Here is a 16,054-nt window from a genome sequence, read left to right as displayed (position 1 = left end):
CCAATTCTCTTTGCCGGTAGGGATGAGCGCGAGCGCCGATCGCCCGAAATCAGCGGCCCGACAAGTGCGCCAGCACCGAAACCGAAAGCCTCACGAGCGGAGAGCATGAAATTCGCACCAGACTAACATCTGATACCTAATGGGACAGGGTACCGCAACGCGCCGCCGAATCATACTAGGGAAGTCATATACCCGCCGGCGACCATAATCCGAAAGTCAATCGGTACACCCCCACTGCCCGAACGACCTCAATCGGGATGATCGGTCACGCGGCCCGAATCAGCGTCTCCGGTTTTCCTCGGCAGTATGTAGCGCACACATCCCGGGCCGCGTCGGCTGCCGCTACGACGGCCGGCGATGCATTGACCGGCATGCACAACGACACGTCGATCGACGGCGGCTGCGGCTCCAGCGCGAGCTCGGCGATTCGCCCGTTCTCCAGTTCGTCATGCACGAACAAGTGCGGGACTGCCCCGACACCGTATCCATCACGCACCAATTGCACGATCGCAGCGACCGAAGAGGCACAGGTTATGCGTATCGCCTCGTCCGGGATGCCGGCTCCACCGGCCAGTGTTCGGACGATGCGTTCCACCGCCAGGTGCGACGTGGTGCCCCTTCCGAATGTCAGTATCGGCCGCGCCAGGGCGAGGCGAACCGGATCCATGTCCGAACCGGAAAGCAGCTCCCGGCTGACAATCCATCGAACCGGATAGCTTGCAATCCTGCTCGACGTGACCTTATCGCTCCCAACAACCTCTGCGCAGACAGCCATGTCGAGCTCGCCCTGCAGGATTTTCTTGTTCAGTGCCGGGCTCGAATCTACGGTCAGCTCGACCACCAAGCCCGGGACGCGCTCCCTCAACTGCGTCACATACAAGGAAAGCCAGCTGTGAACGATCGTGTCTATCACGCCGAAACGTATCGGTCCGCGTAACGCGAGATCGAGACCGGCTGCCTTCTTGAGCGCACGAGTCGCGTCTACCACGTTCATCGCCAGCGTCAACAAGCTCTGCCCAGACAGGGTGAGACGAAAATCCGCCGCCGTTCGATCGACGAGCTCGGTCCTCAATTCGTCTTCCAACGCCTTGATACGTGTCGATATCGTCGCGGGCGAAGTATGAAGAAGACGCGCCGTAGCCCGGAAGCTGCCTTGTTGCGCGAGCGTCACGAACGTCTCCAGAAAGCGTGTATTCATTGCCTCACCGTCGAGGATGCAGGTTTCCGTCCCGTCATACGCCACAGAACACCTGCCTGCGTCCGTCGATCTTCTCGAATCAACACGGCGAAGACAGCACATTGGCGTCGAACATCGCTACGTTCGTCTCTGCTTGTCAGGAAAATGTTGACAGCCGTGTGCGGAATTTCTCGTTGGCTCAAGATCATTTCCGATCCTATTATTTATTCGCATTCCTTCTTTATGACGTAGAGTGCGAAAGCCATTCGGCAAACCGCGAATCTCGAAACGACGGATATATCTGGACCCTCGCCCCATGACGCTACGGAAAGTTCTCGGCACCGCCCTTCACAACGCTGCCTCGGTCACCCGCACGAACCATCGAAACGTACCCGCCACGGACCAGCGAAACGTCTCTCCGTACACCGCCCTTCTGCGTGAACCGATGTCTTCCATCGCGGCGAATGTTCCCGATCGGCCCGATCTCCGGTCGGTATCGATCCTCGGCTACAACTAAGTCTCGCGCCACGGATCTGCATCCGCGACAGGAATTCGAGGCACGCCGAGCGAGCCTCGGATAGTGTGTCGCGCAAGTTCTCTCGACTTGAACGCCTACAACAGCAGCCGCTTTTCCGTTCTCGGTACGGCGCGCACATCATCGAGCGTCAGGTTTCGGCGGACGAAACGCGTCGGTTCGATGGACACCACCGTTCCCGTGCGAGCAGACGCCTCGATCGCCAGCAAGGCCCTCAGGTCAGCCAGGCCCTCTTCGACACTCGACGCAGGCTTGCTGCGTTTCTGAATGCATTCGGAAAACTGCTGAATCAACCCGCCGAAGTGATCGCAGTGCCGGAAATGCATCGTCTCCGAAGCATCCTTCGCGTTCAGTACCATTCGCGTCGGCGTTTCGAACCTGAAACCGGGCTCCATGGTCAGGTCCCCTTCGGTTCCCAGCACCCTGTACATATCGATTGACGCCGTGCCAAAACTGCAATAGAACTGCGCGATTCGATCGCGAGGGAAACGCAACGTGACAGCAATGGCGTCGTCGATGTCCGAGAAGCGGGAATCTCCGGGCCGGCGCGTCGTGATCGCCGACGCATCGACGGGTTCGTCGGAGAAGACATGCCGCGCCGCGTTGACGCAGTAAATCCCGATGTCTTGAAGCGGGCCGCCCCAGTTCTTGCTGTCCAGCCGGTGGTTGCCCGTCGCGGACTGAAATCCGAACATCCCGCAGAAGTACTTCGGATCACCGATGCGGCCTTCCCGGATCGCTTCCAGTGCCGCGATCGTCCCTGCCTCGTGATGCAAGCGGTAACAGGTGCTCAACAACACGCCGGCCTCGGCTGCCGCCCCAATCATCGCCTCGGCATCCGCGACGTTGGTCGCCATCGGTTTCTCGACCAATACGTGCTTTCCGGCTCGCGCTGCGCGAATCGCATAGTCGGCGTGGAGCGGGTTGGGGACGGCGATATAGACCGCGTCGACGACATTGCTGTTCAACATCCGGTCGTAGTCGTCGTACCCGACGATCGTATCGACGCCGTGGAATCTCGCGAGCTTCCGCGCGCCGTCAGGATTTCCGGAAACCAACGCGCCGATCGCCGAATTTCCCGTCTGGGCAACAGCCGGCATGAACGCCTCTTGCGATATCCATCCAGCACCTACAACAGCATATCTGATCATGTTTGCCTCTATGCGTTGCTCAGGAACCGTAGACGACCGGCACGGCGCTCCGCTCGCGCAGAGACCGACGCGCCGCATCCAGCACGACGGCTGCGTCATATGCGTCGTCGAGCGTCGACAACGGGGTCGTACCTTTCGCGACGCATTCGTTCACGAAGAAGCTTTCGACCTGAAGAAAGCTGTCCCAGTAGGTCGCGTCATCCCAGAACGGAAGTCTCGCGTCGCCAAACTTCGTGACATCCCACGGGATCACGCCGCTTCCGTCGGAGCCGATGATCTTGAAATAGACGGACCAGGGCTCCCGACTGCGATCGTCGGCTGAAAAGCTTCCCCACAGATTCGCAATCGTTCCATTAGGATATTCCGCGGTGATCATCAGTTGATCGTCGGCGTTCGGATCGTCAAAGTGCACATTGGAACCGGTCGCGAATACCGACGACGGGCGACGGACGAAATACAGCATGCAGTACGCGTGATGCACCATTAGTTCGCGCATCGTCAGATCCGGCGCGCCGATCGAAGCGTCATGTCGCTTGTTGTAGATCGCCCAGAAACTGACGATCCTTCCCAGTTTCCCGGAAGCAACATGGGCACGCAGTCGCCGCATGCTGTCTGCATAGACGTAATTGTGGGAAGGCATGCAGATCCTCGATTGCGAACGTGCAATCTCCGCAAGCTCGCGAATCTGCGTCGCGTGCGCGCACAACGGCTTCTCAAGCAATACGTGTTTGCCTGCCAGTAGCGCACGCCTGGCCATGTCGAAGTGCGACGCGGTATTCGTGCACACGACAACCGCATCGACCGCGTTGTCGCCCAGCAGTTCGTCAACGGTTTCGTATGCGCGCCCCCCGAACCTGTCGACGAATTCCCGCGCCTTCCTGTAAGTGCGACTCCAGCCGCCGCAAAACAACTGCGGATCCATTTCGGCGAGAGCCGTTCCGTGCAACTCTGCTACGTTGCCGAGGCCGATGATACCGATCTTCATGAGAGCACCCGATATGTGTGAAATGCCCACCGGCTGGCCTGCCCATGCCGGTCATGTCGATCAGCCAGCGATGTCCACCGGCTGCCCGCGCTGCCACGAAAGCGTGGCCGCATCGGCGATCAACTGGGCCTTCAGGCCATCGCCGGCATCCGGTTGCGGCATTTTTCCTGCCGACACGGTGTCGACGAAGTAGCGCATTTCGGCCAGATAGGAGGCGCCGAAGCGCTCGAGAAAGAACGGTTGCGCGACCGGCATGGCGAACCCGACTTCCGTGGCATGCTCCACCTGAGACTCGAGAACGTTCTTGACACGTAGCATGCCGCGCGATCCGTGAACCTCGAGTCGCTGGTCATAGCCGTAGATCGAGCGGCGCGAATTCGAGATCTGGCAGATCTGCCCCGACTTCGTCGTCAGGATGACTGCCGCCGTATCCACGTCGCCGACCTCCGCAATGGACAGATCAACCAGCACCGATCCGGTGGCGAACACTCGCACCGGATCTTCCTGCAACAGGAATCGCGCGAGGTCGAAATCGTGAATCATCATGTCGCGAAAGAGACCACCGGACGTCTTCAGATACGACAGCGGCGGCGGCGCCGGATCACGAGATGTGATCGTGATGGTCTCGACATTTCCGATCTCACCCTCGTGCACGCGACGCGCCAACTCACCAAAGCGCGGGTCGAACCGCTGGTTGAACGCCGTCATGAAGGGCACGCCCACATTCTCGACGGCATCCATGCATGCCCTTACCCGCTCCGACGACAGATCGATGGGCTTCTCGCAAAAGATGGCCTTTCGCGCAACCACCGCCGCGTGAACGAGATCGAAATGCGTCGATGACGGTGTCGCAATCACCACCGCATCGATGTCATTCCCTTCGAGAATGTCCGATGCATCGCGTGCGTCAACCCCAAATCGGTCAGCACAGGCCGCTGCGGCGCTCTCGTTGACGTCAGCTACCGCGACTAGCGTTGCCGATGGAATCTGCTTGATACCGAGTGCATGAACTTGACCAATGCGCCCACATCCGAGAATTCCAATTCTGATCATTTTTCCTCCTGAGTGGCGCAAACCTCTGCATTTCCGCGGATTGGCATGACTACGCGTACATCGTCGGACGGTAACGCCCGGCCGCGAACGTCAATGATGTTCCGCGCCCCATCGCAGCGACGATCTGCTCTGCGACTGCCGTCGTGACATAGCCATCCCAGGCATTTGCACCACCGCTTGACGTGCCGGCGCCGATCGATCGGACCCACTCGTTGAGCTGCTTCACATAGGCCGACCTGAATCGGTCGATCCAGTTTCCGGCATGGGCCGTCATGCCGTAGCCGCCGGCATTCCTGCCGACACATCCGGGCGGAGCAGTCTCGATCGTTCCGTTTCGCCCGACGACCTGTACGTGCACGTGATAGCCATACTGGCAATTCATGAACACCTCCGACGACACGATTACGCCGCCGGCCATTTCCATCACGACGACCAGCGGATCGCCGTTTCCAGCACTGTAGACACGTGCGCCAACAGGTTCGGAATCGAGCAACCAGCGGCTTGCATCGATTTCGTGAACGAACGCATTGGTGATGGACATCGGGCCGTTGAACCAGTCCGGCGCGATGGGATTTCGGTGGACGTTGTGCACGACAACCGGTGCGCCAATGTCGCCCTCCCGGACAGCACGCTTCATCTCGATGTACGGTTGGTCGAAACGACGCATATAACCGACCTGGACCAGCCGTCGGCTCTTCGCAATTTCCGCGTCGACGACCTTGAGTGCCTCGGCCGCCGTACCGGCCAGCGGCTTCTCGCACAGAACCGGCTTGTCGGCCTCGATGCACTGCAGTACGAGGTCGCCGTGCAGCGTGTCCGGTGCGGCAACGAGAACGGCGTCGACATGCTCGGAGCGAATCAGCTGCCGCGGGTCCGTATAGACTCTCGCGCCGCCCGCCACGGTCCGCGCGCGCCCTTCATCGGCATCGCAGACCGCGACCAACTCCGCACCCGACGTCTCCTCACGCAGAATGCGCGCGTGCTCCGATCCCATTACGCCGACACCGATCACCCCAATTGCCAAGGTCATCCCCTGCCTCCGATCTATTGACACGCTATCGTTCGAACGCGGCCGTAGTGGAGGCCGCATCCGGATCTATCGCAGTTCGCCGCCGGGACGGTGATGCTTCGACGTTGGCCGCAGATGAGGAGGCGCTCGCCGGATCCATTACCGACGAGCCGCGTTACCGATTCGCCACTCACCGAGGAGCTCACCGCCTCCGCACGACTTCAGGCGGCGGCCGTGTTATCCGCGAGCCGGCTGCTGGATGTGTTCCCACACGCCGCTTTGCCCCGACACGAGGATCGCGTCGGCGATGCGCTCGATCTGGACGCCGTCCTCGAAGTTCGGCGCGGCAGGCTGGTTCCCGGCGATGGCCTGCAGGAAGTTGTACCACTCGATCGACTTGATATCGATGTAGCCCTGGCCCATCCCGGCAACCGGCCACAGCTTGTCGCCGAACGGTTGATGCGGGCCCGAGTAGATCGTGCGGAAGCCGAACGCGTCCGACGGATCGTCCGCGAACGCCACACGCAGTTCGTTCAGGCGCTGATAGTCGAACGCAATCGAGCCACGGGTACCGTGGATTTCGAAGCCGAGCTGGTTGTGGTGGCCCCACGCATTGCGCGTCACTTCGATCGTTCCGCACACGCCATTGCTGAACTTGATCATCGTCATGGCCATGTCGTCGACGTCGACCTTGCCCTTCTCCGACGATGCCTGACCTGCCGGGCCGAAGAAACGGCCCGCCGGCAGCGGCCGCTCGGCGATGAAGGTCTTGACGATCGAGTTCACCGATTCGAACTCGCCGACGAGCAGGCGCGCCGCATCGATGACGTGCGTGCCGATATCGCCAAGCGTGCCCGAGCCGGCCTTCTCCTTGTTGAAGCGCCACGACAGCGGCGTGCTGGGATCCGCGCCCCAGTCCTGCAGGTAGTAGCCGCGGAACGTCAGGATCTCGCCAATACGCCCTTCGTCGATCAACCGCTTGGCCATCTGCAGCGCCGGCGTGTGGCGATAGTTGTACGAAATCATCGTGACCACGCCCGTTTCCTTCGCGGCCGCATGCATGGCTTCCGCATCGGCTACCGTCATGGCCATCGGCTTCTCGCACATCACGTGCTTGCCCGCCTTCGCGGCGGCGATCGCGATCGCCGCGTGCGTGTCGTTCGGCGTGCAGATGTCGACGATGTCGATATCCGGGCGCGACACCACTTCGCGCCAGTCCGTCGCGTGCTCGGCGAACCCATATTGCGCAGCTGCATTGCGTGCGAGTTCGTCGTCGATGTCGACCACGACCTTGCGTTCGATTTCCACCGGCGAGCCGAACAGGATCGGCACCACGGCAGTTGCGATGGAGTGGGCCTTGCCCATGAAGCCAGTGCCCACCAGAGCGACATTCAGTTTTTTCACGGTTTTCCTCCAATAAGGCTGTCGTACTCGTGACGCACTCAGCCGATTCCTTGACGCTTCCGGCATCAATTGGGTTTCTCGCCAGTCACTCAGGATTCCGAATGATGTGGCATGCATCTTTTACATCTCGACAATTCACGCTCGATTCAATGTCGCTTTCGCTCCTTACTCGATAACCGCGATCTTTTCGCCCGCCGTGACCGGACGTCCGGCTTCCCCATGGATGCGGATTCGACCACCTTTCGGTGCGACGACACGCATTTCCATCTTCATCGCTTCCATGATGGCGACGGCATCGCCCTCGGCCACCGTCGCACCCTCCCCCACCAGCCACTTCTGCAGCGTTCCAGGAACCGGCGCCGTCACGATGTCGGCGCCCGCTTCCGCCTTCGCCGAATCGTCGAATGCTCGCGGGACGCCGACATTCGCAAACAGCGACGCAGGCAGACCGATCGTGTGACGCTTTCCATCGATCTCGATGAAGCTTTTCAGCAGCCCGCCCTCAGCCGGCGTGACGCGTCCGGAAGGTTCGACCCCGCCAAACTCCGTTTCGATCCAGTTGGTATGAACCTTGAATCCATCTTCGCCGCTGAAGCTCTTTTCCTCGAGTACCGCCCGATGGAATGGCAGCACCGAACCCACTCCCTCGATATCGAATTCGGCAAGCGCACGACGGGCGCGAGCGAGCGCTTGTTGGCGCGTATCGCCGGTAATGATCAGCTTGGCCATCAGCGAGTCGTACAGTCCCGGAATCTGCGAGCCGGATTCGACACCGGAGTCGAGCCGCACACCGGGACCTGCGGGCGGACGAAAGCGCGTGATCGCGCCAGGTGTCGGCAAGAAACCACGACCCGGATCTTCCGCATTAATACGGAATTCGATCGCATGACCGCGGGGCTCCGGCGTCGCCGTAATCGACACAGGAAGGCCATCCGCGATGCGCAGTTGTTCGATCACGATGTCGACACCGGTGGTTTCCTCCGTCACCGGATGCTCGACCTGCAACCGCGTGTTCACCTCGAGAAACGAGATGACCCCGTCTTGAGAAAGCAGAAACTCGACCGTGCCCGCCCCCGTATAGCCGGCCTCGGCACATATCCTTCGCGCCGCGTCATGAATGCGCGCGCGCTGCTCGACGGTGATGAAAGGCGCGGGAGCCTCTTCCACGAGCTTCTGGTTTCGGCGCTGCAGCGAACAGTCGCGCGTGCCGAGCACGACGGTGTTGCCGTGATGGTCGGCCATGATCTGCGCCTCGATATGGCGCGGACGGTCGAGAAACTGTTCGGCGTAGCAGTCGCCCCGGCCGAACGCCTCCGTCGCCTCGCGGACGGCCGAATCGAACATCTCCGCGACGTCTTCGATGCGTCGGACGATCTTCATGCCGCGGCCGCCGCCCCCGAACGCCGCCTTGATCGCCAGCGGCAGGCCAACTTCCCGCGCAAAGGCGACCGCGTCGGACGCACTGTTCAACGGCCCGTCGGATCCCCTGACCAGCGGCGCGCCGACCTTCGATGCGATACGCCGGGCCTGCACCTTGTCGCCGAGCGCGGTGATGACCGCCGGCGACGGGCCGACCCAGATCAGTCCGGCATCGATTACCGCTTGGGCGAACTCCGCGCGTTCGGACAGGAAGCCGTAGCCCGGGTGGACCGCATCGGCACCGGCGCGACGGGCGATCGCCAGAATCTTCGAGATGTCGAGATAGGTCTCCGCCGGGCGGCCCGCACCCAGCCCGTATGCTTCGTCGGCCAATTCGGCATGCAGCGAACCGGCATCCGCGTCCGAGTAGATTGCGACCGATGTCACGTTGTAGTCGCGCGCGGCGCGAATGACGCGAATGGCGATTTCGCCGCGATTGGCGATGAGCAGCTTCTTCATCGAACGAGTTCCTTCACTTGCGGATCGAATGCGGATATCGGGTTGAAGCGGATACGGGCGCCGATCGGAATCTGCCCGAGCATGCCGAGATGATGGGCCGCGACGACGGCAATCACCGGGTACCCGCCGGTGACGGGGTGATCGGTCAGGAACACCACCGGCTGGCCGCTGTGCGGCACCTGAATCGATCCGAACAACGTGCCTTCCGACGGTAGCTCCGCGTCGTCGCGCCGCGCCAGCGCCAGGTCGCCCGACAGTCGCATGCCGACCCGGCTCGACTCGGGTGTGACGCGCCATTCCTGCGAGAAAAAACGTGCGACGCTATCGTCGGTAAACCAGTCGGTGCGAGGCCCCGGGACGACGTCGACATCGATGACGTCGCCAGCACGCGGGAGCATCCGTCCGACCAGAGGTTCCGGCTCGACGAACGTCGCCGCCTCGTTGGCCGGAACCAAAACATCGCCGCGGGCGATCGGCAACGGGCCGATCCTCGAAAGCGTATCGGTCGACGCGGACCCCAACGTGCGCTCCACGACAAACCCGCCACGCAGTGCGACGTAGCTCCGCATGCCGCGGCCGGGAATGTCGAGCGAGACTTCCTCGCCCGCATCGACGGCAAACGGACGCGAATGGGGGACAACCGTCACGCGGCCATTTGCGTCGCGAATCGAAATCGGACACGGCGCCCCCGTTACAGCCAGGGTCACCGGACGATCAGGCACCAGCGAAAGACCGCCGAACGTCACTTCGAGCACGGTGCTACGCTCGGGATTGCCAACACAGGCGTTCGCGAGTCGTAGCGCGGCGCGGTCGACGGCACCACACACGGAGACACCCTGGTCAGCCTGACGGGGTCGGCCGAGATCTTGATACAGCACTGGGCGATCCGCACGCGTCACCGCGATGCCGCTGCCCGAAACCCGGCGCACCCGCGTCGGCTCCAGTCGTGCCGATACCGGAACGACCGCACCTTTACTCGCATCGCGGAAGCGGACCCGATCACCGGGCGCGAGCAATGCCGCACGCGGGCGCGTCGCGTCCCACATGGGCACTTGCGTCGTGCCGAGAAGCTGCCAGCCTCCAGGGCTGTCGGACGGATAAATCCCGCTGAATTTCCCCGCGATCGCGACCGAACCCGCCGGGATACGCACACGGGGGGTTCTACGTCTGGGGACATCGAATCCCGGATCGTCGGTGGTCATATACGCAAACCCCGGTGCGAATCCGGTGAACGCGACCGAGTGGACTGCATCCAGATGTCGCTGGACAAGCTCCGCCACGGACCATCCCAACAGTTCGGCGACCTCGCCCAGATCTTCTCCGCCGTAGGAAACCGGGATATCGAACATGCTCCCGCCGCGCTCCCGGCGAACGGACACGTCCAGCCGCCCGAGCCGCTCGATCAGCGCCGCGCGATCGACGACAGCCGGATCGAGGCGAACCAGTACGGTACGCGCGCCCGGGACGACCTCGTCGACACCGTCCACTTCGCTTGCGAGAAGCCTGTCGAGGAGCGCCAGCGTCGTCTCGAGACTTCCAAGCTCGACCAGGACGCCGGTAGAACCAGCCGAAAGGATGCGCATCTGCTCAGGCACGGTTCCCTCCCCCGCACGCACTGGCAAATGGCCGAAGCGCAACGCCGCGCGCGGTGAGTTGCGTCTGCAGCACACGAGCGGTCGCAACGGCCGACGGGTTGTCTCCGTGAATGCAGATCGACTGCGCATCAACCGTAATGTCCGTTCCGTCGATTGCAGTCAAGACACCCTCTTGCACGAACCGCAACATGCGACGCGCAACGGCAGTCGGATCGTGAATGACCGCACCTTCCAAGCGGCGACTCACAAGACTTCCATCCCCGTTGTACGCACGGTCCGCAAACGCCTCGCTGACTACGGTGATGCCTGCTTCGCGCGCCTGATCCGCAATCGGCGCACCGGCCAGCGTCATCAACACGAGCGTGGAATCGATCGCGAGAATCGCGTCGATGACGGCCGCCGCCTGGTAGGTGTCGCGCGCGATCGTGTTGTACAGCGCGCCGTGTGGCTTCACGTAGCGAATTGACGTGCCCGCCGCCTTCGCGAGCCCTTGAAGCGCGCCGATCTGGTAGATCACGTCGCCCATCAACTCTTCGCGTGACGGCTGCATGTTGCGACGCCCGAAGCCCACCAGGTCGCGATAGCCGACGTGTGCACCGACGGCAACACCACGCCGCGCCGCTTCACGCAGCACGGTATAGATGCCCACCGGATCGCCGGCGTGAAAACCGCAGGCAACATTTGCGCTCGTCACGATGTCGAGCATCGCCGCATCGTCGCCCATGCTCCACGCGCCGAAGCTCTCACCGAGATCGCAGTTCAAATCAATGCTTAACATGACGCTGCCTACAGGATTCCTTCAGTGCGCGAACACGCGATGCTGCTCGGGTGTTCGCGCGGGATTCACGCGATTTTCCGGAACTTGCTGAGCGAGACGGATTCGATCCATTGTCCCGCCCGTGCGCCGAACGCCTTCGCGAACTCGGTATTCGAATGGGTTTCGAGGGCGGCTTCGTCTTCCCAGACTTCATAGAAAACGAACTGCCCCGGCGTCTCGGTCGATTCGTGGAGATCGTATTGAATGAACCCCGGCTCCGTCTTCGCATACGGCACCAGCTCCTTCAATGCTTCGCGCAGCACGTCTTCGTTACCGGCTCGAGCCACGACGGTTGCGACCACGACCAGACCATCCTTCTTCATCTCACTCTCCTGTTTGCGGTTGTTGATTTGCTGCTGGCACTTCCCTGTCAGAACTCAGCCGAGTTCAATGTCCACTTTCGACTTGATCGAATTGGCGATGAAGCACCCCTTGTGGGCGCGGTGATGCAGTCGCTCCAGTTGCGCAAGGTTCGGCTGCTTTTCGGACCGGAACGTCACGCGCGGTCGAAGCACGATCTCGGATACCCAGTGAAATCCGTCAGCACTTTTCTCGACTTTCCCCACTGCGTTGTCGGAGTACGATTCGACCGCGTACCCGCTTCCCTCGCAGAGCGCAAGGAAGTACAGCATGTGGCAGCTCGCGAGCGCGTTGACGAGCAACTGCTCCGGGTCGGCCAGGCTTTCGTTCCCGAGATAATCGGGAGCCGCAGAGACAGGGATCGTCACCGTCGGGCTGATGATCGCGCGGTGGTCCCGGCTATAGGTCCCTTCTCGCTCGTGGTGCTTATCGACAGTCCATTCCAGTCGGACTCCATGCTCGGACATCGGCTTCTCCCGGCGAGCTTCCTCGCCAATCAGTCATTTCCATTGCGGACAAGCTTCGACGGCCTTGCCGCTTCATTCCGTCACAATATATTTGTTCGTACTCTTTATCGATTTGACGGTACCGGATTTCGCAATCGAAACCCATTCGCTCCAGCACGTATGTGCATCATCGGCACGAATGCGCAACGCACGGGAGCCGTCGCGGAATATCAGCCATTCGATCTCGCGAGGAACCTCGGAACCGGCGTCCTGCACGGCCAGACGCTCGATCCGGTGAGAAAAATCGAGCAACCCTTCGCGCAACACGTCAAGGTGTTGCATGCCACATTCGTCCGACGCCTGCGACGTTCCGCGATTGAGCAGCTTCGCGGCGATTTCTGCATCGAACATTGCAACGACTCCTGGCTCATACGGCCGCGGTGTGCGCCGGCAAATCGGTGACGAGCATGTATCCCGGTTCATGCGTGATCGCAAAATCCGGCTTCGCCGCCTGAAGAGCCATCTGCGGCGTGACCCCACAAGCCCAGAAACCGAGGATGTCACCGTCCTCGATCACCGGCGGATCGCCGAACTCCGGCCGGGTTACGTCGCGAATCCCGATGACCGCCGGGTCACCGATATGAACCGGTGCACCGTGCGCGAGCGGAAACCGTTCCGACAGCACGATTGCCTGGATTGCATCTGCGGGCTTGAACGCGCGCATCGACACGACCATCGGGCCATGAAACGGCCCCGCGGCCGCCGTCTGGATGTTCGTCACGTACATCGGTACGTTCCGGTTCGCACTGATGTGGCGAATGTCGATCCCCGCCTGCAGAATCGCGCTCTCGAACGAGAACGAGCAACCGAGCGCAAACGTCACGAGATCGTCACGCCACAGATCGACCAGATCGTCGACCGTATCGGTGTGAACCCCGTTCCGGTACACGCGGTAGCGGGGCACGTCGGTCCGAATGTCGATCACGCCCAGTCCGTCCAGCCCCGGGTTGCCGGGCTGCCCGACTCCCACCAGCGGACAGCTCTTGGGGTTGATTCGGCAAAACTCGCGAAAATCATCTGAGTACATCTTCGGCAGAATTGCCAGATTTGCCTGCATGAAGCCATCGGCGTATCCCGTCGTCGGCGCACGCAGCTTGCCGTCGCGAATCAGCAGCCGAACCTGGTCGGCCGACATCGTCCGCGTACCTGCAGTCGATTCCATTGAAAGTACCCTTGCAGGAAGATGTTCAGTTCTCGCCGAGCGCAGCAACCATCGCACGCGCAATCGCCACGTCCGCTTCCTCCGGACCACCCGACACGCCTACCCCACCGATGACCTCGTCGCCGTGCTTCACCGGCAGGCCGCCGCCGAACACGACCAGCGGGCGGGACGCCGCGCGCTCGAGCCCGTAGAGCTCGGCTCCGGGCTGGACGAAATTCATCCAGTAATCGGTAGGGAACCGCAGTGCTGCGGCGGTATACGCCTTGTTGTGCGCAATTTCGATCGTGCCGAACGCCGCGTCGTTCACGCGTGTGAACGCAACAAGGTGGCCGCCCGCATCCACGATCGACAACGACGAGCGCTGCGCCAGTTCGTTCGCCTTCGCGACGCCCGCTTCGATCGCCCGCCGTGCGGCTTCATTTGTGATCTGCTTGCTCATTGGTTTCTTCCCGATTCTGCACGGCAGTCAGTTGTACGCGCCGCCATCGACATTGATTGCCTGCGCGGTGACGTAAGACGACTCGTCCGATGCGAGGTAGACAAACAGCGGCGCGACCTCGTCCGGCGTCGCCTGTCGGCCAAGGGGGATAGCCGTCCGAACCGCCGACTCCTGCTTGTCGCGGCCACCCATGAAATCGATCACCGGTTGATTGAACGGCGTATCGATCCAGCCGGGACACACGGCATTGACACGCACGCCGTCCGGCGCGAGCTCGATTGCAAGCGTGGTCGTCAGACCGATGATGGCCGCCTTGGACGCCGAGTAGCATGCGAGGCCGGTGCCGCCGCGCTTGCCCGCGAGCGACGACATCATCACGATCGACGACTTCTGCGCGGCTCTCAGGTGACGGAGCGACTCGCGCGCGAAAATGAAGTTGGCCCGCACGTTGATCCCGAAGACCTTGTCCCAGCTCTCGGTGCTGAACTGCTCGATCCGCCCGGAGAGCTGGACGCCGGCATTCAGACACAACGTGTCGATGCCGCGCATCCATTCCGACGACTTCTCGATGACGGCCTTGATCTCGTCTTCGCTCGAGATGTCGGTTCGAAAAAAACGCACCTTATCGCCGAACCGGGATTCGAGCGCGCGGCCCTTGACCTCATCGATATCGACGACCGATACGGTCGCACCTTCGGCAACGAACGACTCCAGAATGGCGAGACCGATATTGGCAACGCCGCCGGTCAGAAGTACCCGCTTGCCTGTCAAACGTCCTGACATGACTGTTTCCTCAAGATCACTGCGCCGATAACCGCTTCACATCGCCGAATCGGCGTCCCGCCGCCCGGCACGAGCGGTTATCGGGCGCGACGGATGTTCTCCAGCAGCGCATCGTTCACAACAGACGCTGCCTCCATTTGCGGCATATGGCCGACGTCCGGAATCACGCGCAACTGCACCGTGGACGGCAGGTCGTTGGCCTGCGCGACCGGAATGATGGCGTCGCGCTCGCCCCAGAGCAGCATCACGGGGCAGGTGAGTCCAGCCAGCATCGCACCGATCGTCTGAACCTGGCCGTTTTCGTCGGCAATGGTGTCGGCGATCGCGGACAGCGCCTCCTGGACGCCTTCCAGCCGCTTGAACTGAAGCGTGCCCTCGACCATTTCGCTCGTGATCTTCGACGGATCGGCAAACAGCTTCTCCAGCGCGGCCTGAAGCGGACGGCGGCGCTCCGCGGCGACGAATTCGGTCACGAACGAGCGGTTGATCTCCTTGCCCAGACCGATTGGCGCGATGAGCGTCACCGATGCGACACGCGACGGGTTGGCGGCCGCGAAGGCCGCGGCGATCGCGCCGCCGAACGAGTGACCGACCAGGTGCAGTTTCCCGGACGTGATCGCGCTCGCCGCTTCCTCGACCGCCATAGTGATCTTTTTGATCACGCCACCACCGGTAATCGGCGTCGACGCGCCGTGCCCGGGAAGGTCCACCGCGATCGTCCGGAACTGCTCGGCGAGCGTGCCCTGGTTGAACAGCCAGGTCGACAGGTCACCGCCGAAGCCGTGAATGAACAACACGGTTTCGTTGCTTTCGGGGCCGAGCTCCAGCACGTTCACGCTGCCGCCGGACACGGCGACCGCCTTCGGTGCGACCACACCACCCGCCTCGCCGTCGTCCGCATTCAGGCGATGCGCGTAGCTTGCGACGAGCGCGTCGATTTCCTCCTCGGTCGCCGCTTCATCGGCGATGACGCCGATCAGCGCGCCGACCGGCGCGATTTCGCCCTCGTCGATGACGATGCGCCGCAGGATCCCGGACACGGTCGCCTCCACCACGTTGTTGACCTTCGTGGACTCGACCTCGAGGAGTTCCTGGCCGCGTTCGACCTTGTCTCCCTCCTTCGCGTGCCATTCGAGCACGGTGCCTTCGGTCATCGTCATCCCCCACTTGGGGATGGTGACGGCTTCAATGAACGACATG

General features: G+C 62.0%; 16 protein-coding genes. All 16 read right to left on the bottom strand.

The window, feature by feature from the left end:
* Positions 1-265: 265 nt before the first annotated feature.
* Entirely contained in the window at positions 266-1,198 is a 933-nt protein-coding gene (locus tag DIE06_RS02805; RefSeq protein WP_050011390.1) for a LysR family transcriptional regulator, read from the bottom strand.
* Between the two features lie 591 nt (positions 1,199-1,789).
* Positions 1,790-2,863, bottom strand: a complete 1,074-nt coding sequence (locus DIE06_RS02800; RefSeq protein WP_080334126.1) for a Gfo/Idh/MocA family protein — start codon at positions 2,861-2,863, stop codon at positions 1,790-1,792.
* Positions 2,864-2,882: 19 nt separating this feature from the next.
* Positions 2,883-3,848 carry a Gfo/Idh/MocA family protein gene (locus tag DIE06_RS02795; protein ID WP_124660026.1) on the bottom strand — a complete coding sequence of 322 codons (966 nt, stop codon included), beginning with the start codon at positions 3,846-3,848 and terminating at the stop codon, positions 2,883-2,885.
* 60 nt (positions 3,849-3,908) lie between these two features.
* Positions 3,909-4,901 carry an inositol 2-dehydrogenase gene (gene iolG, locus DIE06_RS02790; protein WP_124660025.1) on the bottom strand — a complete coding sequence of 331 codons (993 nt, stop codon included), beginning with the start codon at positions 4,899-4,901 and terminating at the stop codon, positions 3,909-3,911.
* A gap of 49 nt (positions 4,902-4,950) precedes the next feature.
* Complete coding sequence (locus DIE06_RS02785; protein ID WP_050011207.1) at positions 4,951-5,931, bottom strand: Gfo/Idh/MocA family protein; 981 nt, start codon at positions 5,929-5,931, stop codon at positions 4,951-4,953.
* A 216-nt stretch (positions 5,932-6,147) separates the two neighbouring features.
* Positions 6,148-7,314, bottom strand: a complete 1,167-nt coding sequence (locus tag DIE06_RS02780; protein ID WP_048985716.1) for a Gfo/Idh/MocA family protein — start codon at positions 7,312-7,314, stop codon at positions 6,148-6,150.
* Positions 7,315-7,479: 165 nt separating this feature from the next.
* Entirely contained in the window at positions 7,480-9,192 is a 1,713-nt protein-coding gene (locus tag DIE06_RS02775) for a biotin carboxylase N-terminal domain-containing protein (RefSeq protein WP_050011208.1), read from the bottom strand.
* Positions 9,189-10,787 carry an urea amidolyase family protein gene (locus DIE06_RS02770; protein WP_124660024.1) on the bottom strand — a complete coding sequence of 533 codons (1,599 nt, stop codon included), beginning with the start codon at positions 10,785-10,787 and terminating at the stop codon, positions 9,189-9,191. Before DIE06_RS02770 ends, DIE06_RS02775 begins: the two co-directional genes overlap by 4 nt.
* The gene (locus tag DIE06_RS02765) at positions 10,780-11,565 is read right to left on the bottom strand and encodes a LamB/YcsF family protein (protein WP_050011209.1); all 786 of its coding nucleotides are present in this window, start codon (positions 11,563-11,565) and stop codon (positions 10,780-10,782) included. Before DIE06_RS02765 ends, DIE06_RS02770 begins: the two co-directional genes overlap by 8 nt.
* Before the next feature lie 65 nt (positions 11,566-11,630).
* A complete protein-coding gene (locus DIE06_RS02760; protein ID WP_050011210.1) occupies positions 11,631-11,927 on the bottom strand; it encodes a putative quinol monooxygenase in 297 nt (98 codons plus the stop codon).
* Positions 11,928-11,981: 54 nt separating this feature from the next.
* Positions 11,982-12,431: an OsmC family protein gene (locus tag DIE06_RS02755; protein WP_050011211.1), complete on the bottom strand. Its 450-nt coding sequence runs from the start codon at positions 12,429-12,431 to the stop codon at positions 11,982-11,984.
* A 72-nt stretch (positions 12,432-12,503) separates the two neighbouring features.
* Positions 12,504-12,821 carry a hypothetical protein gene (locus DIE06_RS02750; protein WP_050011212.1) on the bottom strand — a complete coding sequence of 106 codons (318 nt, stop codon included), beginning with the start codon at positions 12,819-12,821 and terminating at the stop codon, positions 12,504-12,506.
* A gap of 16 nt (positions 12,822-12,837) precedes the next feature.
* Positions 12,838-13,677 (bottom strand): putative hydro-lyase, encoded by an 840-nt coding sequence (locus DIE06_RS02745; RefSeq protein ID WP_409364483.1) that lies wholly within the window; start codon positions 13,675-13,677, stop codon positions 12,838-12,840.
* A complete protein-coding gene (locus DIE06_RS02740) occupies positions 13,658-14,071 on the bottom strand; it encodes a heme-binding protein (protein ID WP_050011214.1) in 414 nt (137 codons plus the stop codon). Before DIE06_RS02740 ends, DIE06_RS02745 begins: the two co-directional genes overlap by 20 nt.
* A gap of 27 nt (positions 14,072-14,098) precedes the next feature.
* Entirely contained in the window at positions 14,099-14,854 is a 756-nt protein-coding gene (locus DIE06_RS02735) for an SDR family NAD(P)-dependent oxidoreductase (RefSeq protein WP_050011215.1), read from the bottom strand.
* A gap of 77 nt (positions 14,855-14,931) precedes the next feature.
* Complete coding sequence (locus tag DIE06_RS02730) at positions 14,932-16,053, bottom strand: acetoin dehydrogenase dihydrolipoyllysine-residue acetyltransferase subunit (RefSeq protein WP_124630508.1); 1,122 nt, start codon at positions 16,051-16,053, stop codon at positions 14,932-14,934.
* Position 16,054 lies beyond the last annotated feature (1 nt).

The sequence above is a fragment of the Burkholderia sp. Bp8998 genome (assembly GCF_003854235.1).
GTDB lineage: Bacteria > Pseudomonadota > Gammaproteobacteria > Burkholderiales > Burkholderiaceae > Burkholderia.
Note: the sequence above shows the minus strand (reverse complement) of the source record. Positions and strands in the feature narration are given on the sequence as shown.